Below are 25,844 nucleotides of genomic sequence, written 5' to 3'. Positions count from 1 at the left end.
CTATGCACTCCTGCGAAGGGGCACGACCTTCTTGCGTTGATAGGCGCGCTCAATGTGAGCTGCCATGGCATTCCATGTCCGTTCCCAGGACATGTCCGCAAGATAGGCATCGACTTGCTGCAGGAGCATCTGACGCGGTCGCGAAAGGACGGAGCGCAGCTTGATTTCCAGATCGTCACAGTCGGCGATTTCCACCAGCCCGGCAGCACCGTAACTGCGAACCACGTCGACGATTGCCGTCGAGATCACCGGCAGACCCGCCGCGAGAAATTCCGGCGTCTTGGTCGGGCTGATGAAACGCGTCGCCTCGTTGAGGGCAAACGGCATCCATCCGGCGTCCCAATGGCGCAAATAGTCGGGCAGATCGCAGTAGGCTTTCGGCCCAAGCCAATGAAGGTTTTCGGCTTGCGGCAGGCTTGCAGGGTCGATCTTGACAACCGGACCGAGCATGACGAAATGCACGTCCGGCATTGTCTTTGCCGCTAGCGCCACGAGATCGACGTCCAGCCGCTCGTCGATGACGCCGAAATATCCAACCCTCGGGGAAGGAATGCCCGCCTGGTCGGCTGGGTCCCTTCCTGGCCGTCTTGCGGTGTGAAAGTGCCTCACATCGATGCTGCTCGGAAATGGAAAGATGGCGGGATGGAGGTGACGCTTGGTCTCGAACAAGCTTAGACCACCGGTGAAAACGAGATCCGCGCGGCGAAGAAGCGCCTTTTCCATCTGGCCCAGCTCGGGGGGCGCATTCCTGAACGCAGAGAGTTCGTCCATGCAGTCATAGACGCATATGTCTGGGTCGAGGAATTCCGTAAAGCGAAGAGCCATTGGGGTGTAGTACCAGGCGATCAGCCGGCTATGCGGCATAGAAGCGATGGTCTGCTGCACAAATCTCCGCTGGACGGCATCTGCTTTCGCGGCCGAGGTGCCAAGCGGCAGCACTGGTGTGACAATCAGAATGTTTTCCGATGCCACGCTCGTCCGCATCAGCGGCTGCGGCAATTCTTCGAAAACGGGTTCTTCAAAGTAGACCACTCGCTGCTGAGCGGATGCGAGAGTGAGGAGATGCTGCGGACGCTGGTGAACAAAATTCCATCGTAAGTGGGAGAAGCAAACCAGTATATTTTCGCGACGAACATATTGACTGCCGGTTACCCCGCCAAAGGCCGCTTCCATTGACATACTCCCTCTGTGACACTATTTATGTTACGATTAACATTTGTTAATCGCGAATGGAGAGAACTACTTAGTTCCAGCTCCTAACTTTCGATCAGGTGAGTTGTTCCAACTGAAATGAAGAAGGCCCGGTCGCCCGCTTGGTCCACGCACGAAGCGGGATCTGGTTGCGGAGGCGAGGGCGGCTGTCGGAACCCGGCCGCCACTGAAAGCGTGGTTGAACGAGGAATGCTGGTGGACAGCGGCATTGCCGTATTTGCGTTGAACTCGTTGGCTATAGAATGTGCCTAACATCAATGATTCGCCTGTATCTCTGCGCGTCTCCGACTGCCGAGGCGAATTCCGGGGCTGACATGAACATCAACTTTGAAACCAACGTTTTTCCACTGTTTCATCCGCAAAGCGTGGATGATCTCAAGGACCCGTGTCCTGTCTTCGATGGCCGTGTCTGGCACGTCTTCGGGTCAAGCGGCACGGTCACCACCGAGACGTGGAGAATCTTGCATGCCACGGCGCCCGATCTTTATGGGCCGTGGGCCGAGCATGATCCGATCGAACTTCCAATCAACGGCACTGGTGTTGCGGCTCCCGGTGTGACCCACGAGTGCGGCGTCTTCCACATGTTCATCCAGACGGAATTCATGAAGTCGGGTGGCCGTTGCGAGCATGCGGTTTCCAACGACGGGTTCCATTGGGTAGTCCTCAGTCCGGCCATTCTGGCCATCCCGGACACGGAAGAGGACGGCATTTACGATCCACATCCAGCAGTCATCGGAGGTGGGCGCTACCTGGTTTATTCGGCTATGCCAAAATTCACGAGGGTGCCTCAGCCCGACATCTATCTGGCACGTAGCCAGTCCGACTCGTGGTTCGGTCCGTGGAAGCGGATCGGCAAAATCCTCGACCACAACGATGTTCCCCACCATAACACCAGAGATGATCCCGACTACGAATGGGGCATTGAGGGCGCGCAACTGATCGAGCTGCCGGACGGCCGGGTGCTTCTCAACGCCACTTGCTTTCTTCCGAATGGCCTTCGGGGAAACCGGCAACGGGTGTTTTTTGCCATCGCCGACGAGGTCAGCGGGCCTTACGTTTCGATCGGCCCGGTGCTGGAGCCAGGTCAACCGGGCGAGAACGGCCACTCGACGGTGATGATCGATGGCAGTCAGCTTTCACTGTTCTACCAGAGCCGGGTTGCCACAACCGATCACCGATGGCGCTATGGTTTAGCCAGATGCGACGTCGCTCTCTTTTCAAAGGTCGCGTGATTTCCAGGCTGCCATTAGCGCCTTGAGGCCGATGCGCGTCATGCAACTCCGGAGGGTTGAAGGTGATCCGCGTCGGTGACGGTAGCAAAGTGTCATCCGACGCAGTAGGAGACACGACATGGCCGATGCGGATCGACGATTGCCGCGATCGCACTGGCGGGAGGCAAGTCGGGAAGGCCGGCCTTAACTCTGTCGCTTTTAGCGCAATGACTTGAGCCGTTCGTCAATTTTCTCAGTGGCATTGATGACACCGCCAGATGCCCTGCCAATGAGCTCATAGCTATTTCTTCGGTCCCTTGACAGGGAATGTCGCGTCGCCGTCTTTTTTGCCGGAGATCACCCGCGGATCGGCGCTGGCGACGCCATCGTTTCCGCCGCCCTTGTGGTCCTTTTCCGACTGACCCTTAGCGTCCTGCTCGGGTGTCCGTCTTGATGTTCGAAGCGTCTTGTCCGCCATCATGGCCTCGCGTTTGCCATCCAAACTTCCGGCAATTTCGAAAGTTCCACCGCTTTAGCAAGCCGAAGGACCCAGTGAGTTGGAACGTCGTGGCGGGACGTGAGTTGTAAGCGAGGATATTCACCCGCAGGAGGACGCTTATGGCTAACCGCCGAGAGCAGCAGACGGACCTCACGCCCGCCGAGGCAACAGACCGCATCTGGGAACTCGCCGAGGACATCGACGTCTGCATGTTTGTGACCTGGGACGGCGAGTACAATCGAGCCCGTCCGCTATCTGCGCGTGTGGTCCGTGAAGAAAACGCCATATACTTCCTCGTCAATGACGACAGCGCCAAGAGCGAGCAACTGTCGACCTATCCAAAGGTCACATTGGCCTGGAGTGACAACAGCCACTACAAATACGTCACGATGTCAGGCCCGGCCACAGTGACAAATGATAGGGAAAAGATCACCGAACTCTGGGAGAAAACTGACGCAGCCTGGTGGGATAATGCCGATGATCCCGAGATTCGTCTGATAACGGTCAAACCCGACGAAGGCGAATTGTGGGACAGCCCGGGGCTAATCATGGCTACCGCAACGATGGTGTTTGCGGCCGTTACCGGCGCCAAGCCGAATGTGGGCGACAACGCAAAGGTCGAGCTCTGAGCGAGCGGCTAAACTAACCTCTGCTTTAGAGGCAGCGTCGATGAGCATTTTGGAAACCAGCAAGAAAGTGATCGAGAACGTCACCGGTTTCGCAAGACCGCGCAAGCAAGCTGTCGCCGGATTTGTGAGGCAGCGAAAGTCGAATGAGTTCTGGTTCAAGGATGATGGACTTGTACCCAATCATCCAGCATGGCCGCTCGTCGTTTATCGAGGCGCCGTCGAATTGCCCGAAGGACTTGATCCAGCAGCCGTCATGGAGGTGCTTTTCGAGGCAAACGGATGGGGCGATAGCTGGCGAAACGGCATCTATGATTATGTTCACTATCATTCGCAAATACACGAGGTTCTGGGCATTGCGCGCGGAAACGCTGAAGTCCGGTTTGGCGGCAAGAAAGGACGAACGCTGTCGCTGAAGGCCGGTGACGTCGCGGTCCTCCCGGCAGGCACCGGGCACCAATGCCTCTTGGCATCCGATGATTTTTTGGTTGTCGGCGCGTATCCTCCGTTTGGGACTTATGACGAATGTAGGAGCAAGGATCAGCATAGCGGTGCGCTCGCAACGATCCCCAGGGTGGGGCGTCCGCGTAAGGATCCTGCATATGGGAGCCAAGGTCCGCTGCTGAAAAGTTGGAAGCGCTAATCTAGTCGTCGGGGTCGAAAGCCTTGGCAACCGCATCTTTCTCAGCCTGCGGCAGGACTGTCATTGTGAGAATGAACGCTGACAGCAGGAGACAGACGCCATTCGTGATTATGATCGGCCACTCTGCCTTCATGATGCCGAAGGCCAGCCACAAGGCGAAGCCCAACACAGTGATGGCATACATCGGTGCGGAGATGCCGCTTGTCTCTCGTGTCCTGATGATTTTCCAGGCTTGCGGGGTGAAACTGCTCATCGAGCAGACAGTCGCGAGATAGCCGATGAGCGTGACTGTCTACATGGAAGCGGCCCTGACCTACGTCGCAGATACGCGCTTGAGATCAGATACGCGGACCACGCCGTGCTGGCTGACAAAGGTCAGGGTGGAGTCCGTGCTCTGGCTCTGCGAAACACCGGATATGCGATGGTCGCCTGTGTCATAAATCTCCATCTTTCCATGATCGTCCATGACCAGGCGGCTTTGCTCAGGAAACGCTGCGTAGCGCATATTGTTTTGAGAACCAGCGGCAGACGGGCTCCCAAACTCCTCAGGCCACCATGAGCCGGCGTGGGCCATAGCTGCAGAACGATAGCTCGTGTCGTCGCGTTGTGGCTTGGCGGGATGATCGCGCAGGTAGGCCGAGAGCTCCGCCGCGATAGTGTTGAGCTTCGCCTTGAGGCTGTCATCGAACATGTCGCCGACCATCGTCATGCCGGAGGACCATTGTGACATTCCTCCGAAGTCGACGTGGCTGAACTGGGCCATGGTTCCACCACCACGCCGCAACGCCTCAAGGACAGCCATGACAGCGCCATCAGTGACGCCATGCTGGCGTGCAAGGCGCGCAATCAGTTCAGCTTCCTTTTGAGTGGTTGTCATCATTGCGTCCTTGATCGCTTGGCGCCGGCAGTCCTCATTGTTGACGATAGACATGCGCGGCCAAATGTAATCACGAAGGAGCGCCACCAGGTCTTCAGGCTCCTTGCCGAGGAAGCTCAATCAAGTTCTATCCAGGCTGGCGCATGATCGCTCGGCTTGTCCCATGCACGCGTTTCGGCATCTACTCCGGCATTCTTCAGGCGATCCAATAGGGATGAACTCAGCAAGAGATGGTCCATCCGGAGCCCGGAACTCCGATCGTACCCGCCGCGGTAGGAGAAGTTCCAATAGGTGTAAATTCCCTTTTCTGGATGAATGCGACGAACCGCATCGATCCAGCCCTGAGCAAGCATTTCGGCGTACGCGCTCCGGCTCTCGGGGAAGTAAACGGCATCGCCAACCCAGCGCCCCGGCACCGCCGCGTCGATCGGGCCTGGAACGACGTTATAGTCGCCGCACAGGATGGTCGGTGAGCTATCGCCGAGCAGCACCTGGCCATAGGTGATCAAACGTCGGAACCAGCGAAGTTTGTAGTCGAACTTCGGCCCCGGCGCTGGATTGCCATTGGGCAAATACAGGCAGCCGACAACAAGCCCATTCACATCTGCCTCGATGTAGCGGCTGTGCGAATCGTCGGAATCGCCCGGCAGACCTCGACGACGTTCCAGCGGCTCAATCCCGCGAGCGAGGATTGCCACGCCATTGTAGGACTTCTGTCCGTGCCAGATTGCGCCATAGCCGGCGTTTCTAATCGCATCGACGGGAAATTTTTCGTCAGAGGTCTTCAGTTCTTGAAGGCAGACGATGTCATAGCCGGTTTCGCCAAGCCACTTGAGAAGCACTGGCAGTCGGCCGTTGACGCCATTGACGTTGAAGGTTGCGATGCGGGTCATCTCGACGATTTAACGTCTTTGCGCCGCTTCGATGCGACCTAGAGTCGGTAGCCAAATCTTGCCTTTTGTCATCGTCCATCTGCATTTTTGCTCGAAGCATTGGTGCTTTGACCGGAAGCAGCGGATGTCTTTGCATCTTTGGAATGCGCGGCAATTGCCGGACCCGCGCCGGTAGCTTTCCGCATATCGCCGCTCCCCTTGCCGTCAGTCGATTTCTTGCTCAACAGTCCTGAGAAATATTTTCCAAAGAAGCCCATCCGACTCTCCATCTTGGCGCTCATTCGGCGGCTTTGCGGGCCCTGAACTCATCTCTGCGCTGTTCTCGCAGCTGCCGAGGACCGCTGCGCGAACCGCCAAGCGCGCGGCGCCTGACCAGCGCGGCCGAACACTCAAGCAGGAAACATTCCAGTCCTTTGTAGATATGCGTGATCATGTCCTTCATCTCCCGGGACCGCCTCGGCACATGGGTCGCCGAGGCGGTTGGGTAGGCGATCAATCAAGCCGCTTTCCGTTCTGCCGCTCGTTCGTTGACGCCGGCTTCACCGAGGGCAGTCAACGCCTCGTCGGTGGCCTTCTCCTCTTCAAGTGTCGCATTGAGGAGCGCAACCACGTCGTCCTTGCCGAGCGTCGTAGCCCAGGCGATCAGGGTTCCATACCTGGCGATCTCGTAGTGCTCCACGGCTTGCGCGGCACCGACGAGCCCTGCATCGAGCGAAGTCGAACCCTTGTACTCCTGAAGGATTTCAGATCCTTCCTCCAGGATGCCGTCGATCGCCGGGCAGGTTTTGCCGCGCGCGGCAGCGCCGAGAATCTCGAAGACCTCCTCCAGACGTTCGACCTGCCCCTCGGTTTCAGCGAGGTGCTTCTCGAATGCTGCCGAAACTTGCTCTTCGGATGCGCCTTTGGCCATCTTCGGCAAGGCTTTCAGAATTTTCTTCTCGGCATAGTAGATGTCTTTGAGGCCATCGAGGAAAAGGTCCTCCAGGTCCTTGTTGTTGCCATTGGCTTTCTTGGCAGTGGGCATTGTGCCGTCTCCTCTGTTGAAAATTGCCCGTCGCGAGCATTTTCTTAACTCGGAAACCCGAACCCGGTTCCGGCATAATGGAGATATCTAAATTTAAAGGGTCGTGCGCTTCAGTGAGAACAACGACCACGTCATTCTCGTCGAAGAGCCGCGGCGGGGCGCACGCCATCGGGCTCTCGCCAACAGTTCACGGTGTGAGGGGCTGGGACTACAGGAGAAGCAAGTTCCGCGGCGGCAGCAGAGCAGTCGGGGCAACGCCTCTCAAGCCTCCTGACCGCTCTGCAGCCGCTTGATTGCTGGGCCCCGCTTGCATCCAGGAATTGGGTGATTGGACGCTGCGTATGCAACCAGAATACCTCAGAATGGTTCTAGCTATGATTTGAGCGGGATGGCGCGAGCGCCGTCCAAAGGTGGCAATTTTCATGGACGTATCGGTTTCGCGAACCGCAGACCACAACATCAAGGCCGGCAAGAGCGGCTTGCTGCTTGTCTCGGACAATTATGACGCTTTCGCCGTGCGCGTGCTGGCGGCAAGGAGCGCTGAGCGCAGCCTCGACCTGATGTATTACCTTTGGCATGATGACCACACCGGCCGCTTGCTGCTTCGCGAGGTTTTTCGAGCTGCTGAGCGCGGTGTTCGGGTGCGCATGCTCCTTGACGACGTCAATCCGCGTAAAAATGATGCGGCATATCTGGCGCTGAACAACCATCCAAACATCGAATTGAAGTTGTTCAATCCGAGCGGTATCAGGCGCGGCCGGATCATGCGTGGTGTGGAAGTGCTGTTGCGGCTCTTTGCATTGACACGACGGATGCACAACAAGGCTTGGATCGTTGACGACAAATTTGCCATTGTCGGCGGTCGGAATGTTGGCGATGCCTATTTCGATGCGGCAGAAACCAATTTCCGGGACCTCGATCTGCTGCTCCTGGGGCCTGCGGTACGGCAAACCGCGGCGATATTCGATGCCTTCTGGGCTTGCAATGAAGCCAAGCCAATCAAAACCTTGGGATCAGTGGCTGAGCATGAGCATGCCAAATGGCTTGAAGGAAGCGATACCGGCCCCGATCCCAAATTCTTGAACGGCATCGGCAACCGGGGCTCGATCACGGAGTTTATTGCGGCCAGCAACGACGTTCATTGGGTGGATGGCGTGCGGGTCATTTCCGATCCGCCGGAGAAGGTTCGTGGTTGGAGACGTCGCAGCTGGCTTATGAAAGAGCTGCGTCCGATCATCCAATCCACGCGCGGGTGTCTGGAAATTGTGTCGCCCTATTTCATCCCCGGCAAAAGGGGCACAGCGATCTTGCTGGACCTTGTCGGCGCCGGTGTTGACGTTTCGGTTCTGACCAATTCCCTGGCCGCCACGGACGTCGCCGCAGTCCATGGCGCTTACGCAAATTATCGCAAGCGGCTGCTGAGGAATGGCGTCAATATTTTCGAGCTTCAGCCGTTCAACCGGCGCTCGGCAATCTCGGTGTTTGGCTCGAAGGGCGCCAGTCTGCATACGAAAGCTTTCACCGTCGACGACAATATCGGCTTCGTCGGTTCCTTCAATTTCGATCCACGGTCAGTGTCCTTGAACTCGGAAATGGGCGTGCTGTTTGAGGATCCGAAATTGGTCGCCGAGTTGCGGCATCGATTCCAATCGGAAATATCTCCGGAAACAAGCTATCGGCTCGAACTGAAACACAATGTCCTGCATTGGCATGGATGCGGCGAAGGCAAGATTCAGGACTATACGCATGAACCAGAAGCCGGATTTTTTCGCCGTATCCTGGCGGTCTTCGTCCGTCACCTCCCGATCGAATCTCAGCTCTAGCATCCGACGATGGCCGAGGACCTCGCGATCTCAGCAAATTGCCCTGCCGGGGATCGCGTGAGCGAAACGTGAAACCCTGATCTACCACGGGTCAGCCAGACCGCATCACACCCGGTTCTTCGACAACCGCGTCGCCAGTCCCATGCTGTCCGGCGTCCGGATCACTCGGCAACACGTCGGAAAAATTGACTGTGGCGACCAGATATCCGGCTTCATCGTAGACCTTGATAGTCGATCCCGATTGCTTGGTTCCTGACCCAGGTTCCGCCGCCACCGCTACGCGCGCCATCTCTATTGCTCTTGGACTGGCCATCTCCGCACTCGCTAGCTCTTCCTGGAAAGCAGTAGTCTGGCCGGATACTGTCGTCTCAAAGCGAAATTTTGGCATGGGCAACCTCCTGTTCCTATGCAATTCCGGTGTCCGGGTTGCGTTCCAAAGAAACAGAATTGGTGGGAAGCAGCTAAGATCGCCGCGATGGCCAGACCCGTGTCGCCACGAAGGTCAGCAAACCCGTGATCACAATCCAGGCTTGCACCTCGCGTTGGATAGTTGGCCCAGGGTTCGATGTCTGTCGCGACGGGCTCTCTGCCTCCACTATCGGTTGAAGGTCGGACCGACTGCCGAGACGGACGGAATAGGCCCGCGTGAACTCGGCGCCGAGCAGGAAGATCTCAGACGAATAGTAAACCCAAAGCAGCACGACCAGCAGTGCACCCGCCGCGCCATAGGAGGATGCGATCGCGCTGGTTCCGATATACCAGCCAATCAGCGACTTGCCGATGGTGAAGAGCAAAGCGGTCACTGCCGCGCCAATTGCGACATCGCGCCAAGCGAGCGACCGGTCCGGCAGGATCTTGAAGATCGCGGCAAACAGAGCGGAAATCAGCACGAAGGATACAACGCCGTTTATCGACGCGAGAATGATCGTGCCGAACGGCAGATGGGCGTTGATGACAGCGCCAAGCGCGGAAATGGCGGCGCTTGCCGCCAACGACACAAGCAGTAGAAATCCCAACGCCGCAACCAGGCCCAGGCTGGCCGCCCGCGCCCGCACCAATCGCGACACAGACATGGGTGGTGGGTCAATCTTCCAGATTGTGTTGAGCGAAAGCTGCATTTCGCCAAACACCCCGGAGGCTGTCACGAAGAGGGTGACGATGCCCACCAAGGTGGCAAGAGTGCCGGCGGTTCTGTGAGAAGCGCTTTCGATGGTGCTGCGCAGAAGGTCGCCGGTTTGCGATCCCATCACGCCTGCGATTTCGGCCGACAGAGCGAGTTGAGCTGCTTCATGCCCAAAGACAAGTCCAGCAATCGCAACAACGATCAACAAGATCGGGGCCAGGGACGTAACGGCATAGAACGCCATCGCCGCACCGTGGCTGAGGGCATTGTCGTTGATGAATCCGAGGATGCTCTCCTTGCCAAGAACCCAGGCTTCGCGTGCCACCCGCATGGGGAATTCCTTTTACCTCAACGAGCAACCTAGTGCTGTCGGCAACGAAAGCGAGACCTGCCGCCAGTGCGCGAGGCGCGATTGCAGAGACACGCCCGCTTGTCTCTGCACGAACGGCCAGAAATGTTCCATGCGGCGCCGGAACTCGCCGGGCTCGTAATGGTTATCGGTCATCCGATTGGAGTGATCAAAAATGCCTGATAATGAAAACCGTCGCGAGACCGGCGCAACGAAGTACCCGGCTAGAACAGGTCCTGATCCTTCGGATGCGTTCTCTCAGGATGCGGCCGGCAACAAGAAACCCAAGAGTGGGGTCGGTCTGACGCGGCCAGTCAATGAGGTGGATGACAAGACGCACCAATCCGATGGCCAGAACGCCCCGGCGAGGCCGGGCAGCGGAAACACGGTTAAGCCATGAACGTTGCCAATCTTCAGCTTGAAGGGTTGATGATGGCGGTCGCGTCAATCAACAACCTGCTCGTTCACAAAGGTCTGCTGTCAATTGACGAGATCGATACCGCCCTGCGAAAGGCAGAGGCGTCCATGACAGGTGACGAGCGGACCTACGAAGACATGTCACCGGCCAACCGTGACGCGATCTGCTTCCCGATCAGGCTTCTGCAGATCGCAAACAACGCGCAAGGCGAACTGGACATCCCACCATTTTCAGAGCTTGCAAAAATGGTTGGGCAAACCAAGGAACCTTAACGTCAGCGGTGACGACATGACGTGTAATCTCCGTGAAGGCCTACATTTGACGGCGATGCCACTCTGAAGCGGAAAAGCAGCATCGGCGCCGTCTCGGCCATGAACCGAACCAAATCTCACCCACTGCGTTGAGTCCGGCGTTGCGTCATTAGTCGGGGCACTTCCATGAAAACGGGCGAGCTTTCAACCTACCGGGCCAAAAGGGACTTCGCGAAGACGAAAGAGCCCAGCGGCGAAAGCTCGATTGCGGGTTCGAATCGACTTCGGTTTGTCATCCAAAAACACGCGGCCACGCGGCTGCACTATGATCTTCGCCTCGAGCTTGGCGGGGTCTTCAAATCATGGGCTGTGACCAAAGGTCCATCACTGGATCCTCACGACAAACGACTTGCCGTGGAGGTTGAGGACCACCCGCTGGAGTACGGCGACTTCGAAGGCACAATTCCCAAAGGACAATATGGTGGCGGCACGGTGCAGTTGTGGGATCGCGGATATTGGGAACCGGAAGGCGCCATGTCTCCCGAAAAGGCGTTGGAAAAAGGCGACCTGAAATTCACGCTGCAGGGCAAGCGCCTGCATGGAAGCTTCGTCCTCGTGCGCATGAAGCATGACCGCAATGGCGGGAAGCGGACCAACTGGCTGCTGATCAAACACCGCGACAAATACGCGACAGAGGGCAATGGCGATGCGGTGCTGGCTCAGGATCGATCCGTCGCCTCGGGTCGGAGCATGGAGAGGATTGCAGCGGGGAAGGGGGCAGGTCCGAAGCCGTTCATGATGAAAGGTTCATCGTTGGCCGATGCGGATGCCGTTTGGGACAGCAAGCGCGGCCATGCCGACAAGCGCGCCGCCAGGTCGGCAAAGCCTGCTCCGCGGCCGAAGCGAGCCGCTGGTGCCTCAGCGGCGAAGATGCCCGACTTCATCCCACCACAGCTTTGCGCGACGCTCTCCCGGCCGCCGGCCGGGACGAACTGGGTTCACGAAATCAAGTTTGACGGTTATCGCGTCCAGTTGCGCGTGGAAGACAAGGACATCGCGCTTAGGACCCGCAAGGGTCTTGACTGGACGGAGAAATTTGGCGCCATCGCAAAGGAGGCCGCCAGTCTTCCCAACGTCATCATCGACGGCGAGATCGTAGCGCTTGGCGAGAACGGCGCGCCCGATTTTGCCGCACTGCAGGCAGCGCTGTCGGAGCGCCGGACGAAGGACCTGATCTACTTTGCCTTTGACCTGCTCTTCGCAAATGGCGTCGATCTGCGAAAGATGCCTCTCTCACAACGGAAGGAACGTCTGAGCGAGATGCTCGGCGAAGTCGATCGCGGCGAGCAAAATCTCATCCGCTATGTCGAGCACTTCAGCAATGGCGGCGACGCGGTGCTGCGTTCTGCCTGTCGCCTTTCGCTTGAGGGGATTGTCTCCAAGAGGGCCGATGCAACCTATGTTTCGGGGAGGACCGACACCTGGGCCAAATCGAAATGCCGCGCCGGGCATGAGGTGGTCATCGGCGGCTGGTCGACGACCAACGGCAAATTCCGGTCATTGCTCGTCGGCGTCAATCGCGGTGAACATTTCGCCTATATCGGCCGTGTGGGGACCGGATTCAGCGAGGCAAAGGTCAAGCAGCTGATGCCCAGGCTGCAGGAGATGAAAGCCGCGACGTCGCCGTTTACCGGCGATGGCGCACCGAAAAGGAATTCAACCGTCTTCTGGACGAAGCCGGAATTGGTCGCGGAAATCGAGTTCGCCGGCTGGACCGGGGGTGGCAATATCCGGCAGGCCGCCTTCAAAGGCCTGCGTGAAGACAAGCCCGCAAAAGACGTCGAGGCCGAGCGTCCAGCTGATCCTCAAGAGACGCCGATTGCCGACCCTGCCAAGGTGACTGGCAAGACAGGAAAAAGCCCGGTTGTCATGGGCGTCATCATTTCCAAGCCGGACAAGCCGCTTTGGCCGAATGCCGGCGACGGTCAGCCCGTCGACAAGCTCGATCTTGCAGAATATTTCGAGACCGTTGGCCCCTGGATGATCAGACATATCAAAGGTCGTCCCTGTTCACTCGTGCGCGCGCCGGATGGCTACGCCGGCGAGCAGTTTTTCCAGCGCCACGCAATGCCAGGCACATCCAATCTGCTGGAACTGGTAAAAGTCTTCGGCGATCACAAACCGTATCTGCAAATCGACCGCGTCGAGGGTCTGGCCGCGATCGCCCAGATAGGCGGCCTTGAGCTTCACCCCTGGAATTGCCAGCCGGGTCATCCCGAAATACCTGGCCGACTTGTCTTCGACCTTGACCCCGGTCCGGAAGTCCCTTTTGCGAAGGTGGTCGCGGCAGCCAAGGAAATGCGCGATCGTCTCGAAGATCTGGGCTTGGTGAGCTTCTGCAAAACCACGGGGGGCAAAGGCTTGCATGTCGTGACGCCATTGGCGGCCGAACGCAGCAAGACGACATGGGCCGAGGCCAAGGCCTTCGCAAAGGCCGTCTGCATCCAGATGGCGGCAGACAGCCCGGATCTCTACCTCGTCAACATGGCCAAGAAGCTGCGGACATCCCGGATTTTTCTCGACTATCTCAGGAATGATCGCATGGCGACAGCCGTCGCCCCTCTCTCCCCTCGCGCCAGGGAAGGCGCGACTGTATCCATGCCGCTGACCTGGAGTCAGGTGAAGGCGGATCTCGATCCGAAAAAATACACCGTTCGCACGGTTCCGGGCCACCTGAAAAAGACCGTCGCCTGGGCCGACTACGACGATGGCGAACGGTCGATCAGCATCGCCATCAAACGGATCGGTTCAGCAAAGCTCGCCGCCTGACGACGTCGGTTCGCGCAAGAACGCCATGACGGCTGCGGCTACCGCCTCGGCTGCTTCTTCGGCCATATGATGTCCGCTTTCGATCGGTTGGCCCTTCAGTTCGGTGGTCCAGGGTCGCCAAACATCGAGCACGTTGCCGTAGAGTGCCTCAAGGTCATCGCGGGCGGACCAGAGCGCCAAGGTCGGGCACGCGACCCGGCGACCAGCTTTCCTGTCGTCGGCATCGTGCAATTGGTCGATGGCCAGACCTGCCCGATAGTCTTCAAGCATGCCGTGAACAACATTCGGATCGTGGATTGCGTCCTTGTAGTCGACATAGGCCTCAGCCCCCATGGACTCGGCTGAGCCGCCATACCATGCGTCAGGATCGGCCATGATTGCGCGTTCGGGCTTGTCCGGCTGTGCGAAAAAGAACCAATGCCACCAGAGCTTCGCAAAGCGGGCGTCGCAGCGTTCGAGGGCTTCCAGGATAGGGACGCTGTCCATGACGATCAGATGGCTGATCGCCGGCGGGTGATCCATGGCTGTTCGGAACGCTGTGTAGCTGCCGCGGTCATGGCCTGCGATGGCAAACCGGCGAAAGCCGAGATGTCCCATGAGAGCAATGCAGTCCCTGGCCTTGGCACGCTTGGAGGATCCAGCATGGTCCACGGCGTCCGCCGGTACCGAGGACTGGCCAAAGCCCCTCAGATCGGGGCAGACAACTGTGTGGTCGGCGGCGAGAAGTGGGGCTACCCGGTGCCAGGTAACGTGCGTCCGAGGATGGCCATGCAGCAAAAGAAGCGGCGGGCCTGAACCTCCATACCTGACTCTTAGTGAGGACTCGGGCAGTTCCACGGTCTCTAGCTTGAATCCTTCAAACATCCGCTTCTTTGTCGTCAGACTGTGAAAACAAGTCCCGCATGTCCATCTTCAACCCACCCCGGTGAAATTGGTTTCGGGCATTTGTCCGTTTGGACATTTCTCTCATTCCAATGGTTCGGCCGCCGTTCAGGATCCGCCAGCCCTGGCGCTGACGCCCGGATCCAGCCTCCTGCCTCACCGGTCTCTGGGATTGCCCTGGGTGGGGTCGCGCGCCCGGGTGTAGCCCTCGACGCGAGGCAAACCGTCATCCATCCTGATAAACGGCAGCCGCATTTCCCAATAGGCTTGAGCTTGGGGATGGAACTTCTCGGGCGCGTCCATGAATCCGATCGAGATGTAGAACTCGTTTGGCAAGCCTTCATCGGTGTACCCAATCGAGGTGCCACATTCCGAACAGAAGGAGCGCACGACGCCCCTGGTTTTCGAGAATGTTTTTGGTTTTGGGCCGAGCCAATGGACCTGATCTGGACGATAGCCAATCCAGATCGTCAGTGGGCTGCCGATCGCTCGTCGGCAGTCATCGTCGTGGTCGAAACAAATCCAAAAGGGATCGCCACTGAATTCAGCTGTGATGGCTCCGCAAAAGCAATGCCCTCGATCAATCCGGGCCGGTTTTCTGATCGTCGTTCGCGGTTTGTCGTCCATGGTAATCTTCCGGCCAGCGTGGTGGCGTAACGCCGCAGACGGCAAGCAGTTCCTTTGGACGTCACAGGGCCGCAGATGCGCGCAACCGGCGGGCTGCTCGTCAATATCATTTGAGGCAGATCAGGCCTTAATTTGTTGGGAACATTTTTTCAGGTCCGCACTTTGTTCGCCGTCTGACCAAAGGAGGCGACCTTGAAAACACGACGCATCGACAGGGAAAAGATCGAGAGGGCGGATCGAGAAGCCAAGTTGCTGTTGGAAGCGGAGCGGCATGCCAGGGAAGCCAAGACGGCGCGGCTTAGAGAACAGCGACAGTTGTTGGAGGCATCGATAGCGCAGACCCCGCCCGCGCCCGTAGCCGCAAAGCAGCCGCCCCGCCAACGAAAGCCGACGCGCAAGGTAATCGAGGTGGACTGACGGTTTGGTCAGTTGGGGCTTTTGCCAAGGTGGGGAGTTGATATGACAGGGCAGGGGATCCGGCAGCATGAATACCAAAGCGGTAAGTCCGGCCGTCGCCAAAGCGGCTGCTCGGCGTGCTGGATCGGGGTCTCATCACCGGTGCGTCCGACGACGATCCTGCGAGAGCCGCTGAAAAAGGCGCCGAGCGGGCCGAGAATGTGATCCAGCGAGTCCGGCTGGACACTTACGTCGGGAACAATCGCACGCGCGGACCGTTCCCCAAGCGATCTTCACGCTCAGGATTTGCTCTTGTTGCAGCGACCGGATGAAATTTTCAACGAGGCCTCGCAAACGGTTGGTGATCCCCTTGAGCGCGACGCTTTAGGTGGGGAGGCTAAGCTAACGGGCGATCGCGCCATCCCGCGTCGTCTGGTTGTCGTCTCGAACAGGCTGGGGAACATTCGCGATCTGCAAGCCGGCGGACTTGCTGTAGGCATCGGGGATGCGTTGGCCGAGCGTGGAGGCCTATGGCTAGGAGCAAGCGCCGAGTATCAGGACTACGCCGCGAGCGACGAACCGCTGATCCGCTTGGAACGCGTGGGAAAGATCGAGACAGCTGCGCTTACCCTGCCGTATGAGGAGTATTCGCTCTATTACAATGGCTATGCCAACAGCACGCTGTGGCCGCTTTTTCATTACCGACTGGACCTCGTGAACCACCGGGCAGAGTTTCTACAGGCTTACCGGCAGATCAATGCGCGGTTCGCGAAGGCGCTCGCAGGACTGCTGTCGGGCGACGACGACCTGGTGTGGGTTCACGACTACCACCTTATCCCCTTGGCCGCCCAGTTGCGGCGGCTGGGAGTCCGGAATCGGATCGGGTTTTTTCTTCACATACCGTTCCCGCCGCCTGACCTGTTTGTAGCCACGCCCGATCATAAAGAACTCATCGATGACCTGCTTCAATATGACGTCGTGGGGTTCCAGACCGAAACGGACGTGGGGAATTTCCGGCGCTCAGTGCAGGCGGCCAACTCCATTACTTTTGATATCAATGGTTCGGCTGAGATGAACGGCCGCACGGTGTTGTCGAGATGTTTTCCGATCGGCATCGACGTCGATTCAATCGCACGCATGGCCAATGAGGCGGCGGAGGATGTGCAGATCGATTCCATGCGCCGCCAGATTCTGGGCCTCAAGCAAATCATCGGCGTCGATCGGCTGGACTACTCCAAGGGTCTCCCCGGCCGCATGCAGGCTTTCGCTCGTCTTTTGGAAAGGCATCCGGAACACGAGCGAGCGGCAACCTATTTGCAGATTGCGTCGCCGACGCGCGAGGAGGTCAGCGCCTATGCCGACATCCGGGCCCAGCTTGAGGCAACCGCCGGCGCGATCAACGGAAGATACGCGGATTTGGCTTGGACCCCGATCCGCTACATCCACCGTGCCGTATCACGCTCTCGGCTTGCTGGCCTGTTGCGCGCTAGCCAGGTCGGATTGGTCACGCCCCTGCGTGACGGAATGAACCTCGTCGCCAAGGAATACATAGCCGCGCAGGACGAAGCCGATCCCGGAGTGCTGGTATTGTCGCGTTTTGCAGGTGCGGCCGAAGAACTTGCCGAATCCTTGATCGTGAACCCGTATGCGGTCGACGAGGTTGCCGACGCGATCGCAAAAGCGCTCGCGATGCCGCTTGGGCAAAGAATTGCAAGGCATAGTGCACTGCTCAAGCGCATCACGCGCAATGACGCAGCAGAATGGCGGCGGTCATTTCTCGCCACGCTCGCGGGCGAGAACTAGCGCCTGGCATCGATGCCTGAATCAGTCCGTGTGTCACGGGTTCCCACGCGGCCATAGCCCGGCCATAACCCGGCTTGCCTAGCAGTTCGAAAGGCCTTGAAGCTGATCATGTATCTTGTCCGTCCGCATCAGAAACTTTTCGCTCGTTGCCGGAAGCGCGATAGCCCGCCTCAATCGGTGGCCTATCGAAGGTTCCACGGAACACACCGCCGGTCCGGTCGTTTGGGCTCTGATAGGAGATCTGCGATGACAAGGAACCCCACGCGAAAGGACAGTGATCTCTCTGAAAAAGAGGCAATCAAGTTGGCCGAAGTCACCGACGTGTCACCCGGGCAGGCCAAAGAGCTTGCAGCCGAGCACGGCAAAGACGGCGCCAAGAAGGAAGCAAGAAATTACAAGGCGGAGGGCTGACTATGGCGGCCAGTGGATCCGCAAACGACAGAGACGCACGAGCCACCCTCTACGCACAAGGCGTAATGGAAGCCGAGCGCAAGGCGCGGGAAGAGAAAACGGCGCGATTGCGCAAAGCCCGTTTGGCGCACGAGGCGATCAATCCGCCTGCACCCGAGCGGAAACCGGCAGTGCCGAAAGCCCCAAAGCGGGCCGCCAAACCAGGCAGCCGAAAAGCTGGAGAAGATTAGCTTCAGCTTCTTCGGCTGTGCCGGCGGCACGCGTCGGGGAAGAGCAGACCGTGCGGTCGATCTGCACGATAAATTTGTACCTCGTCGAATGACACAAAGGAGTCCAGTGATGACGGAGCATGTGTCCCGGAAGGAAGAACAGCGTGGCACCCGAAATGTACTCGGGTGGGGCGTCGTCATTGCGGCTGTGATCTTCGTCGCCCTGCTAGCCTTCTTTGTGTTCATACCCCTTTCAGGCGGATCGTGGCAGACATCGCCAGTAAAGCGCACCCCGGAACAGAACCAAGGCGGTAATGCCCCCGCTGAGACATCACCCGCGCCCGGCGTTAAAAAGAACCCGCAAGAAAATACCGAGATGCCAGGGCAGCAGTGATCGACCTTGGGCTGCGACCCAAGTTGGCCCTGATCTTCCTGGTCGTCTCATCGGCGTCTGATGGGATCAGGGCCTTTTTCTGGGCGCAGGAACCGCTGAGCTATTGAGACTGGGGTTTCGCCCACATCAAGCGCAGAAAGATTACCGCAGCAGCATGGGTCTGGCGAACGAGGCGATGACACCATCGTGGAACTCGAGGCGAATCAAGATGCCTAGCTGCAGGCCGTTCAGTTGGGATTTTTCAGCTGCTTTGACAACAGCAGTTGCTGCTGCAGCTCAATGGCGAGCTTCAACAGCCGTTCAGGTGTTTCCTCTTCCGCGATTTCGTCGAGCAGCGCTGCGAGTGCGTCGCCCTCAACAGGATCGCGGAATGAGTCAGGTTTGGTTTGCGGAGGTTTGGCCACGAGGATTTCTAGCAGGAATGCGGCCGTATTTGCAAGACGAAGCGAAGCGCTCTTGGGGAGGGGTACCGTAGCGGGGGCGGTCGACAGGGCGGCCTGCGGCAAACTATCGGACAATCTTAATTCATGATGCCAGACCTGTCGTTGCGGAGCACCTCCTCCATGAGTGTATTGAGCCATTCGCTCAAGGGAAGGTCATGCCGCGTCGACAACCGCTCCTCCAGCGCCGCCTTCAATGTCCGTTCGACGAGGCGATCGGCCGCCTGTGGGTCGCCCAGCAGCAGCCGCGCGGACAGCCTCAGTTTTGGAAGAGCGCGGAAAACATTGTCTTCACCAAGCGCTGTTGATTGCGCGGCGAGGATCCCGGCAACCGTCCTGAACCCGGCCGGCTTGGAGAGGTTTTGGGTGTACCGGAACCGCTCCGGTAGGGTGATCTGATCGTTTCCGGAGAAGAATACGAACGGGATGCCTCTGTCCGTCAGCTCATCGGCGAGGGGAAAAACAGTCTCACCGTTAAGATCGATGTCCAGCACCGCCCCGTCCGCTGAATCGATATATCGTCGAGCCCGGCTGACTGACGACACCGGCCCCAAAACGGTCGCCCCACAATCGCTGAAATAAGAGGCAAGTTCGCTTGCCAGCAAGAATTCGTCCTCGACGAGCAGAATTCGCATGCCTAATAACATAGCAGCCCTCCGGGCTCTAAACGGCGGTCGCGTCCATCGGTTCCGTGGCTATCGGCGGTGCGGGATGGGAATTCGACCAGGAACGGTTTACACATTGGATCGAAATCAGCGCTGCCGCGTTGCATTTCACTGAAGCAGGACAATTGATGCAAAAGCTGCCGAGGTTCCCCATAGTCGGTATTGGCGCCTCTGCGGGCGGCATTGCCGCCATGGAGGGATTTTTTCGCGGGATGCCGTCTTCGAGCGGGATGGCGTTCGTGATCGTCACGCATCTCAGCCCGGAACGGGAAAGTCTGCTGCACGAAGTGATTGCGCTTTACACCGGAATTCCGGTTCGTGTCGCTGAAGATGCAATGGATATCCATCCTGACACCGTCTATGTGATGCCGCACAACGCGATCCTCACCATCGAAAATTCCAGCCTAAAGCTGCGCCAACCGAATTCGGTGTCCAGGGAGCGCAAGCCCATCGATATCTTTTTCAGCGCGCTGGCCGAGGATCAGGGCGAATACGCCGTCGGCGTCGTCCTGTCGGGCGGCGATTCCGACGGTACGTTGGGCATCAAGGCAATCAAGGAGCATGGCGGCCTGACGCTGGCGCAACTCTCCGACGAGTCGGGCCCGAGCAATCCCGACATGCCGCGCAGCGCGATCAGTTCCGGTCTGATCGATATCGCCATCCCGGCCGATGAGATGGGTGCGAAACTCATGGAATTTGCCCACAGCTTTGAACTGCTCGACGAGCTTGAAGCTGACGATGGCAAGGCCAGTGCTTTGAAACTCCGCAAGGGCCAGGAAGAAATCTACGCCATCCTGCGCAGCCATTCGGGACATGATTTCTCGGGCTACAAGGCCAAGACGTTCTTGCGCCGCGTCAGGCGACGCATGCAAATAACACAGAACACCGCGATCGATGCCTATATAGAGTTGCTTCGTTCAAATGCGGAGGAAGTGCGGTCGCTGTTTCGCGACCTGCTGATCAACGTGACAAATTTCTTCCGCGATACGGACGCTTTCAAGACCCTGGAAGAAACCGTCATCCCCAAACTTTTCGAAGGCAAGGACGCCAACGATACGATCCGCGTCTGGGTGCCCGGCTGCGCAACCGGCGAGGAAGTCTTCTCGATCGGAATGCTGATGCGCGAGCATATGGATACACTTTCGGCTGTGCCGCGCATCCAGATTTTCGCCACGGACATCGATGACGCGGCGTTGGGCATCGCACGTTCGGCGCGCTATCCGGAGTCATTGCTTGCGGGCGTTTCGCCTGAACGTCGCGAACGCTTCTTCAGCAATGACGGCACAAGTTTCATCTTGAGCAAGAGCGTACGTGATCTCTGCATCTTCTCGGCGCACAGCGTCATCCGCGATCCACCCTTCTCGCGCATGGACATGGTGTCGTGCCGGAACCTGCTGATCTATTTCGGCCCCGATGTGCAAAAGCAGGTTATTCCGACCTTCCACTATTCGCTGAAGCCCGGCGGCTATCTGTTCCTTGGCACCTCCGAGAGCATAAGCCAGCATGCCGATCTGTTTGCACCGGTCGACAAGAAACAACGGATATTCAAGGCACGAGAACATACGGCGCCGCCGCGGCTGCCGATCTTGTTGAATGCTGCGCCTGCAAGCAACTTTTCCAGCGCCAATGACACTCATGCCCGCCGCGGCTTGTCTTATTCCCTAAGGCAAACCGTTGAAGCCCATGTTCTCGAACGCTACGCTCCGGCCCATGTCGTCATCAATGGTGATGGAGATGTCGTCTATTACTCGGTCAGAACCGGCAAATATCTCGAGCCGCCGCAAGGGGTGCCGAGCAGACAATTGCTCACAATGGCACGCAGCGGCCTGCGTCTGGAACTGCGCGGCGCTTTGCGGGAAGCGGCCGAAGGCCGGCGCACGGTTGTGCGCGAAGCGATAGCCATTGAAGAAGATGAAGATCGGGTCCAGTTCGTCACATTGACGATCGAGCCCTTGGTTGATCGCGGCAGCGGCGAGCCGCTGTTTCTCGTCCTGTTCGAACCGGTGGGCCAGCCGCAGCCGCGGCTGGAGGCTCTAAAGGTTCGTCAGCCATCCGGGATTGCTGATTTCGAGCGCGAACTCCGCGATACGCGCGAGCGCCTGCAATCGACGATCGAAGAATATGAGACCGCATTGGAGGAGTTGAAATCTTCCAATGAGGAACTCGTCTCGGTCAACGAAGAAGCCCAGTCCTCCAATGAGGAGCTTGAGGCCTCCAAGGAAGAAATGCAGTCCCTCAATGAGGAATTGAACACCATCAATGCCGAACTGGTTTCCAAGATCGAGGATCTCGATCGGGCCAACAGCGATCTGAAGAACCTGTTCGAGAGCACACAGATCGCGACTGTTTTTCTCGATACCAAGCTGGTTATCCGCAGCTTCACGCCGGCGGCGTCTTCGTTCTTCAATTTGCTGCCGACCGACATCGGAAGACCGCTTACCGATCTTGCCAGCCGGCTCGATTATCCGCACCTGCGCGACCATATCGCGCAGGTTTTCAGGGCCGGCGAGATGATCGAGCACCAGCTACCGCGCGATAGCGACGGCATCCACTATCTCGTGCGGCTGATCCCCTACCGCGACAGCGTGCGGAAAATCCAAGGTGTGGTGGTGACCTTTGTCGATGTGACGACCATGGCTGAAGCCGAAGCCCACCAGCGGGTATTGATCTCGGAACTCAATCATCGGGTCAAGAACATGCTGGCCGTTACGGTCAGCATTGCCAGTCAGACCCTGAAAAATGCTCCCTCTTCGGAGGCTTTCGCCGAAGCGCTCATCGGTCGCCTGCGCGCCATGGCGCGGGCCTACGGAGTGCTCTCGCGCGAAAGCTGGAAAGAGGTCTCGGTAGAGGAAATCGTGCGGCAGGAAGTCGAGCCGTTCGGGCTGGAACGCATCAACACCACAGGCGAGGACATTCGGCTCAAGCCTCAGCAGGGCCTGTCGCTTGGCATGGTGATCCATGAACTTGCCACGAATGCTGGAAAATATGGCGCCTTGTCCGTGCCAAACGGCGTGGTGTCCGTGACTTGGTCGGCGTCGGATCACGGTTTTCAGCTCGAATGGTTAGAAAGCGGCGGTCCCGCTGTCACTCCACCTGAGAAGACGGGATTTGGTCTTTCGCTGGTAAAAGGCGAAATTGAGTATCGGCTTGGCGGAAATTTTGAAACATCTTTCGGTTCCGATGGTTTGAGCTTGCGGATTGAGTTTCCGTTTGATCATCGGGAGAGCGAAACGTGACTGCATCTCGTATCCTTATCGTCGAAGATGAATGGCTGGTCGCGGAGGAGCACCGAGCAATTCTGGAAGAGGCCGGCTTCGCCATCGCCGGGCCAGTGCCGTCCGTTGCTCGCGCGAAAAAGCTGATCGAGAGTGAAGTCATATCTGCCGCGGTCCTGGACATTGGTCTCGGCGGCGAGACCAGCGCTGCCCTTGTCCCTCTTCTAGCGCAACGCGGAATTCCGTTTGTTTTCGTCAGTGGGTACACGGCATCCGACATCCCGCAAGATTTGCGTCATCACAAGATGCTGTCAAAACCCGTGTGGGCTGCTGCGCTGGTCGAGGCCGTGCGAAATATGCTCGGTGTTCAACCGACAGCTTTGGCAAGACACCAGGACAGCGGAACGGTGCCAACCCAGCGAGAAGCCCGGTAACTGCACAAAGACACTGGTTTTTCATCAGATATGCGACGACATTCGGGTCCAGGCCCGAGACGACGTCGCCGGCAAGTGCCTGCGATCCGGCCGGCACGATTGGCATGCTCCCGGTCTGGCGTATTCCAGAGCTGGGCGAAACTTCGCGACCGCGCGACGATTGGTCAGGCGATGAGCCTAGCAAACAACGGGCAGTTCGCCCTCGGTTTGCTTCGCGTCGAATAGGACGCCAAGGCCGTAAGTGACGGCGCCAGCGGCAATCATCTCTGCCAACGCTGCGTTTGACACCGGGCAATGCGGCATGACCGCCTTGATCGCGAGTTCGGCATTCGCGATCGACACGAAATCGTGCCGTCGCTTACGGGTCTCCAGATATTGTTCGATCAACATCTGCAGTCGCCTTCTTTCTATTTCATCGCCAGCCATTGGTTCCTCCTGTAGACAGTCTGAAAGCCCACCACGCCTAAGGAGCGGTGGCCTTGGCGGCCCTTTTTGAGGACCGTGGACTCGAGTGAGGCGGGCAGCGTTGCTGACCAGGATGTCGAGACCGCCGAGGGGCGTTGCTGCTTCATCGACCAGCTTTCTGCAAAAGGCCTCATTGCGGATATCGCCGGCAAGCCTTTTGACCTGCCGCTTTTATTAGGTCCACCAGTTCGTCGGCGTCTTCCTGTTCTTCGGGGAGGTAGCCGAAAGCAACGTCCGCACGCTCGCGCGCGAATGCAATCGCCGCCGCACGACCAATACCGGAATCGCCGCCGGTTATCAGCGCTTTGCGGCCGGCAAGCCTGCCTGATCCTTTGTAGGTTGTTTCGCCGTGATCCGGGCGCGGCACCATCTTGCTGGCCAAACCCGGCCACTTCTGTTCCTGTGGCTTGAAAGGCGGCTGGTGATATTGCGTCACCGGATTCTGTTTTAGCATCGGGCTCGCAGGGCCTGCTTTAGCAGGCACTGTTCCCGTATCGGCTGACGCCGTGGAAGCATAAGCGGCGAGAATTCCTCCCGCCATGCTTCCGACGACAAGTCTGCGCGCTGCGTCTGGTACATAGTCATGCTGGTCGTGGTTCATCATGGGCTCGCTTTGACGGCAGGTGACCGTTACGGAAGTGGCACCTAACCGGCCGTCGACGCGAATGTTCCCTTGTGATTGCAGTGAGTGTCGGTCGCCTTGCCCGTCTTAGCTGTGAGGCCGCATCACCACTTTGACACAACCTCCTGATTGTCGCGAAACGTCTTGTAGAGATCCGGCCCTGCTTTCAGATCGGTCCGGTGGGTAATCACAAGGAGCGGTCGATTGCGCCGTTCTGGACCATGGCCAATAAAGGTTCCAGGTAGCGTTGCGTATGCGTCTGGCCCATCCGGAAAGCCGGTCCCTTATTCATTGCCGCCAAACGGGATGTGATCGACCAGACCAACATAGACGCCGGGAACCGAGATGGTGCCGCCCCTGCGGCAGCGATAGATTGCCTCGCGCAGCACATGCGGCCTTGGGAATGCCAGCCCTTTTGATGACGCGAATATTGGCTCAGTCGCTGGACGCCGACCCCGGCTCGGCCATCCTACGGTGCTGTTCGGCCAAGGTGCCTGCCGGCGTGACATGCGCGGCGGCGACCTGCAGCTTGTTTTTCCAACCGCTGACGACCTGTTCATCACCGGCCATCATCGCCTCGTAACCCGTCTTGGCGACATCGGCCGGATTGTCCTTTTCATCGGAGCCGACCTTGGTATCCATCATTTCAGCGCGCTCGAAGAATCGCGTCTGCGTGGGGCCAGGCATCAGCACGGTGACCGTCACGCCGCTATCTTTCAGCTCATGGCGGAGCGCGATCGAGAAGGAATCGATGAACGCCTTCGTGCCGTTGTAGACGGCCTGGAATGTTCCGGGCATGAAGCCGGCGATCGACCCGGTGAACAGGATGCGTCCGCGACCTCGCCGGGCCATCTTGGCGCCGAGTTCATGCGCCAGATAGACCGTTCCGGTGACATTGGTGTCGATGATCCGGCGGACTTTTCGCCAGTCCTGGTCGACGAAGCCGTTGCCGAGCCCGCGTCCCGCATTGAGAAACAACAGGTCGATATCGCGATCGCCGATCTGGGAGATCAACCGATCGGCGCCCTCGACGGTCGCCAGATCGGCCTCAATGGCTTCGACCGTTACATTGTGGGTTTCAAGTGCCTCTGCCGCCTGCCGGATAGCCGGCTCGTCGGCGGCGATGATCAGGTCGTAACCGTCTTTAGCGCACAGCTTTGCGAGTTCCCTTCCGATGCCACTCGAGGCGCCGGTCACCACAGCGAGTTTGGCGTCCGTCATCATATCCTCCATCTTCGTGCCATCGGAACCACGAGTGGGCACAATTGTTCCGCGGCGTTTGGGCTGGATTGATCGTGCGCTGTCATGACGGTCAGGCGACGGTCGTCGTCGCGGTCCTCGCGCGCATTCATGGATGGGCCGTTGCGACAAAAACCGTTCTACGCCATGAGAACTCGCGATGGCCTACCTTCAAAAGGCCCCCAAACGCATGGATTAAGTACTCAGAACGGATCAGTTGAAGTTGGAACAAGTGGCCCGGTTGGAAGTTCGAACCGTGCAGCG

Annotated in this window: 27 protein-coding genes and 2 pseudogenes; 12 read left to right on the top strand and 17 right to left on the bottom strand. The window is 58.4% G+C overall.

Annotated features, from left to right (window positions below; translation table 11 throughout):
• Window positions 1-1,173 (bottom strand): glycosyltransferase family protein, encoded by a 1,173-nt coding sequence (locus tag NKI64_RS13150; RefSeq protein WP_023704621.1) that lies wholly within the window; start codon window positions 1,171-1,173, stop codon window positions 1-3.
• A gap of 353 nt (window positions 1,174-1,526) precedes the next feature.
• On the opposite strand from NKI64_RS13150, the gene NKI64_RS13145 reads away from it, so the two are divergent.
• Window positions 1,527-2,444, top strand: coding sequence for a glycoside hydrolase family protein (locus NKI64_RS13145; protein WP_023668035.1), 918 nt, complete (start codon window positions 1,527-1,529; stop codon window positions 2,442-2,444).
• A 280-nt stretch (window positions 2,445-2,724) separates the two neighbouring features.
• On the opposite strand, the gene NKI64_RS13140 is transcribed toward NKI64_RS13145, so the two are convergent.
• Window positions 2,725-2,901 (bottom strand): hypothetical protein, encoded by a 177-nt coding sequence (locus tag NKI64_RS13140; RefSeq protein ID WP_155922451.1) that lies wholly within the window; start codon window positions 2,899-2,901, stop codon window positions 2,725-2,727.
• A gap of 140 nt (window positions 2,902-3,041) precedes the next feature.
• Here NKI64_RS13140 and NKI64_RS13135 point away from each other — a divergent pair, with 140 nt between their 5' ends.
• Both NKI64_RS13135 and NKI64_RS13130 read left to right on the top strand, forming a co-directional pair.
• Complete coding sequence (locus NKI64_RS13135; RefSeq protein ID WP_023700023.1) at window positions 3,042-3,551, top strand: pyridoxamine 5'-phosphate oxidase family protein; 510 nt, start codon at window positions 3,042-3,044, stop codon at window positions 3,549-3,551.
• Window positions 3,552-3,591: 40 nt separating this feature from the next.
• Window positions 3,592-4,191: a cupin gene (locus NKI64_RS13130; RefSeq protein ID WP_023687829.1), complete on the top strand. Its 600-nt coding sequence runs from the start codon at window positions 3,592-3,594 to the stop codon at window positions 4,189-4,191.
• A gap of 1 nt (window position 4,192) precedes the next feature.
• Here NKI64_RS13130 and NKI64_RS13125 read toward each other — a convergent pair whose 3' ends face one another.
• From NKI64_RS13125 to NKI64_RS13105, 5 genes are all read right to left on the bottom strand, one after another.
• Window positions 4,193-4,471 (bottom strand): SemiSWEET family sugar transporter, encoded by a 279-nt coding sequence (locus tag NKI64_RS13125; RefSeq protein WP_352668376.1) that lies wholly within the window; start codon window positions 4,469-4,471, stop codon window positions 4,193-4,195.
• A gap of 33 nt (window positions 4,472-4,504) precedes the next feature.
• Window positions 4,505-5,188, bottom strand: coding sequence for a hypothetical protein (locus NKI64_RS13120; protein ID WP_023714643.1), 684 nt, complete (start codon window positions 5,186-5,188; stop codon window positions 4,505-4,507).
• Window positions 5,185-5,961, bottom strand: a complete 777-nt coding sequence (gene xth, locus NKI64_RS13115) for an exodeoxyribonuclease III (protein ID WP_352543006.1) — start codon at window positions 5,959-5,961, stop codon at window positions 5,185-5,187. Before xth ends, NKI64_RS13120 begins: the two co-directional genes overlap by 4 nt.
• A gap of 68 nt (window positions 5,962-6,029) precedes the next feature.
• Window positions 6,030-6,242 (bottom strand): hypothetical protein, encoded by a 213-nt coding sequence (locus NKI64_RS13110; RefSeq protein WP_245259911.1) that lies wholly within the window; start codon window positions 6,240-6,242, stop codon window positions 6,030-6,032.
• Between the two features lie 215 nt (window positions 6,243-6,457).
• On the bottom strand, window positions 6,458-6,985 hold the full coding sequence (locus NKI64_RS13105; RefSeq protein WP_023681150.1) for a YciE/YciF ferroxidase family protein: 528 nt from the start codon (window positions 6,983-6,985) through the stop codon (window positions 6,458-6,460).
• Window positions 6,986-7,407: 422 nt separating this feature from the next.
• Between NKI64_RS13105 and NKI64_RS13100 the strand changes: the two genes are divergently transcribed.
• Window positions 7,408-8,808 (top strand): phospholipase D family protein, encoded by a 1,401-nt coding sequence (locus NKI64_RS13100; protein ID WP_023752159.1) that lies wholly within the window; start codon window positions 7,408-7,410, stop codon window positions 8,806-8,808.
• A gap of 91 nt (window positions 8,809-8,899) precedes the next feature.
• Here NKI64_RS13100 and NKI64_RS13095 read toward each other — a convergent pair whose 3' ends face one another.
• Together NKI64_RS13095 and NKI64_RS13090 are read right to left on the bottom strand one after the other, a co-directional pair.
• The gene (locus tag NKI64_RS13095; RefSeq protein WP_023752158.1) at window positions 8,900-9,196 is read right to left on the bottom strand and encodes a hypothetical protein; all 297 of its coding nucleotides are present in this window, start codon (window positions 9,194-9,196) and stop codon (window positions 8,900-8,902) included.
• 73 nt (window positions 9,197-9,269) lie between these two features.
• Window positions 9,270-10,262, bottom strand: a complete 993-nt coding sequence (locus NKI64_RS13090; RefSeq protein WP_023752157.1) for a YihY/virulence factor BrkB family protein — start codon at window positions 10,260-10,262, stop codon at window positions 9,270-9,272.
• 414 nt (window positions 10,263-10,676) lie between these two features.
• On the opposite strand from NKI64_RS13090, the gene NKI64_RS13085 reads away from it, so the two are divergent.
• Window positions 10,677-10,970, top strand: a complete 294-nt coding sequence (locus tag NKI64_RS13085; protein WP_023687836.1) for a hypothetical protein — start codon at window positions 10,677-10,679, stop codon at window positions 10,968-10,970.
• Window positions 10,971-11,135: 165 nt separating this feature from the next.
• Entirely contained in the window at window positions 11,136-13,778 is a 2,643-nt protein-coding gene (ligD, locus tag NKI64_RS13080; RefSeq protein ID WP_352668305.1) for a DNA ligase D, read from the top strand.
• On the opposite strand, the gene NKI64_RS13075 is transcribed toward ligD, so the two are convergent.
• Both NKI64_RS13075 and NKI64_RS13070 read right to left on the bottom strand, forming a co-directional pair.
• On the bottom strand, window positions 13,758-14,642 hold the full coding sequence (locus NKI64_RS13075) for an alpha/beta fold hydrolase (protein ID WP_352668303.1): 885 nt from the start codon (window positions 14,640-14,642) through the stop codon (window positions 13,758-13,760). The two genes, ligD and NKI64_RS13075, sit on opposite strands and share 21 nt — an antisense overlap.
• A 174-nt stretch (window positions 14,643-14,816) precedes the next feature.
• Window positions 14,817-15,287, bottom strand: a complete 471-nt coding sequence (locus NKI64_RS13070) for a GFA family protein (RefSeq protein ID WP_023691407.1) — start codon at window positions 15,285-15,287, stop codon at window positions 14,817-14,819.
• Between the two features lie 192 nt (window positions 15,288-15,479).
• Here NKI64_RS13070 and NKI64_RS13065 point away from each other — a divergent pair, with 192 nt between their 5' ends.
• The 4 genes from NKI64_RS13065 to NKI64_RS13050 all read left to right on the top strand — a co-directional run bounded on the left by NKI64_RS13065 (window position 15,480) and on the right by NKI64_RS13050 (window position 18,500).
• The gene (locus NKI64_RS13065; protein WP_023668054.1) at window positions 15,480-15,704 is read left to right on the top strand and encodes a hypothetical protein; all 225 of its coding nucleotides are present in this window, start codon (window positions 15,480-15,482) and stop codon (window positions 15,702-15,704) included.
• A 291-nt stretch (window positions 15,705-15,995) separates the two neighbouring features.
• Window positions 15,996-17,486: an alpha,alpha-trehalose-phosphate synthase (UDP-forming) gene (locus NKI64_RS13060; RefSeq protein WP_352668300.1), complete on the top strand. Its 1,491-nt coding sequence runs from the start codon at window positions 15,996-15,998 to the stop codon at window positions 17,484-17,486.
• Window positions 17,487-17,732: 246 nt separating this feature from the next.
• Window positions 17,733-17,897: a hypothetical protein gene (locus NKI64_RS13055; protein WP_023668056.1), complete on the top strand. Its 165-nt coding sequence runs from the start codon at window positions 17,733-17,735 to the stop codon at window positions 17,895-17,897.
• Window positions 17,898-18,236: 339 nt separating this feature from the next.
• Complete coding sequence (locus NKI64_RS13050) at window positions 18,237-18,500, top strand: hypothetical protein (protein WP_023681159.1); 264 nt, start codon at window positions 18,237-18,239, stop codon at window positions 18,498-18,500.
• Window positions 18,501-18,727: 227 nt separating this feature from the next.
• Here the strand turns inward: NKI64_RS13050 and NKI64_RS13045 are convergent, their stop codons facing one another.
• Together NKI64_RS13045 and NKI64_RS13040 are read right to left on the bottom strand one after the other, a co-directional pair.
• On the bottom strand, window positions 18,728-19,018 hold the full coding sequence (locus NKI64_RS13045; protein ID WP_352668297.1) for a hypothetical protein: 291 nt from the start codon (window positions 19,016-19,018) through the stop codon (window positions 18,728-18,730).
• A gap of 2 nt (window positions 19,019-19,020) precedes the next feature.
• Window positions 19,021-19,575 (bottom strand): response regulator, encoded by a 555-nt coding sequence (locus tag NKI64_RS13040; RefSeq protein ID WP_050588792.1) that lies wholly within the window; start codon window positions 19,573-19,575, stop codon window positions 19,021-19,023.
• A 158-nt stretch (window positions 19,576-19,733) separates the two neighbouring features.
• Here NKI64_RS13040 and NKI64_RS13035 point away from each other — a divergent pair, with 158 nt between their 5' ends.
• Together NKI64_RS13035 and NKI64_RS13030 are read left to right on the top strand one after the other, a co-directional pair.
• Window positions 19,734-22,841, top strand: coding sequence for a CheR family methyltransferase (locus tag NKI64_RS13035; protein ID WP_023687842.1), 3,108 nt, complete (start codon window positions 19,734-19,736; stop codon window positions 22,839-22,841).
• Window positions 22,838-23,254 (top strand): response regulator, encoded by a 417-nt coding sequence (locus NKI64_RS13030; RefSeq protein WP_023804850.1) that lies wholly within the window; start codon window positions 22,838-22,840, stop codon window positions 23,252-23,254. The genes NKI64_RS13035 and NKI64_RS13030 overlap by 4 nt, the downstream gene beginning before the upstream one ends.
• 177 nt (window positions 23,255-23,431) lie before the next feature.
• Here NKI64_RS13030 and NKI64_RS13025 read toward each other — a convergent pair whose 3' ends face one another.
• The 4 genes and pseudogenes from NKI64_RS13025 to NKI64_RS13010 form a co-directional block, all read right to left on the bottom strand.
• The gene (locus tag NKI64_RS13025; RefSeq protein ID WP_023681163.1) at window positions 23,432-23,680 is read right to left on the bottom strand and encodes a hypothetical protein; all 249 of its coding nucleotides are present in this window, start codon (window positions 23,678-23,680) and stop codon (window positions 23,432-23,434) included.
• Between the two features lie 90 nt (window positions 23,681-23,770).
• A pseudogene (locus tag NKI64_RS13020) lies at window positions 23,771-24,173 on the bottom strand (SDR family NAD(P)-dependent oxidoreductase); the annotation flags it as partial.
• A 255-nt stretch (window positions 24,174-24,428) separates the two neighbouring features.
• A pseudogene (locus NKI64_RS13015) lies at window positions 24,429-24,739 on the bottom strand (glutathione-dependent formaldehyde dehydrogenase); the annotation flags it as partial.
• A gap of 37 nt (window positions 24,740-24,776) precedes the next feature.
• Window positions 24,777-25,574, bottom strand: a complete 798-nt coding sequence (locus NKI64_RS13010) for an SDR family NAD(P)-dependent oxidoreductase (RefSeq protein WP_023696321.1) — start codon at window positions 25,572-25,574, stop codon at window positions 24,777-24,779.
• Window positions 25,575-25,844 lie beyond the last annotated feature (270 nt).

The organism is Mesorhizobium sp. M0478 (assembly GCF_040321305.1).
In the GTDB taxonomy this organism is placed as follows: Bacteria; Pseudomonadota; Alphaproteobacteria; order Rhizobiales; family Rhizobiaceae; genus Mesorhizobium.
This window is presented reverse-complemented; position numbering and strand designations above follow the sequence as displayed.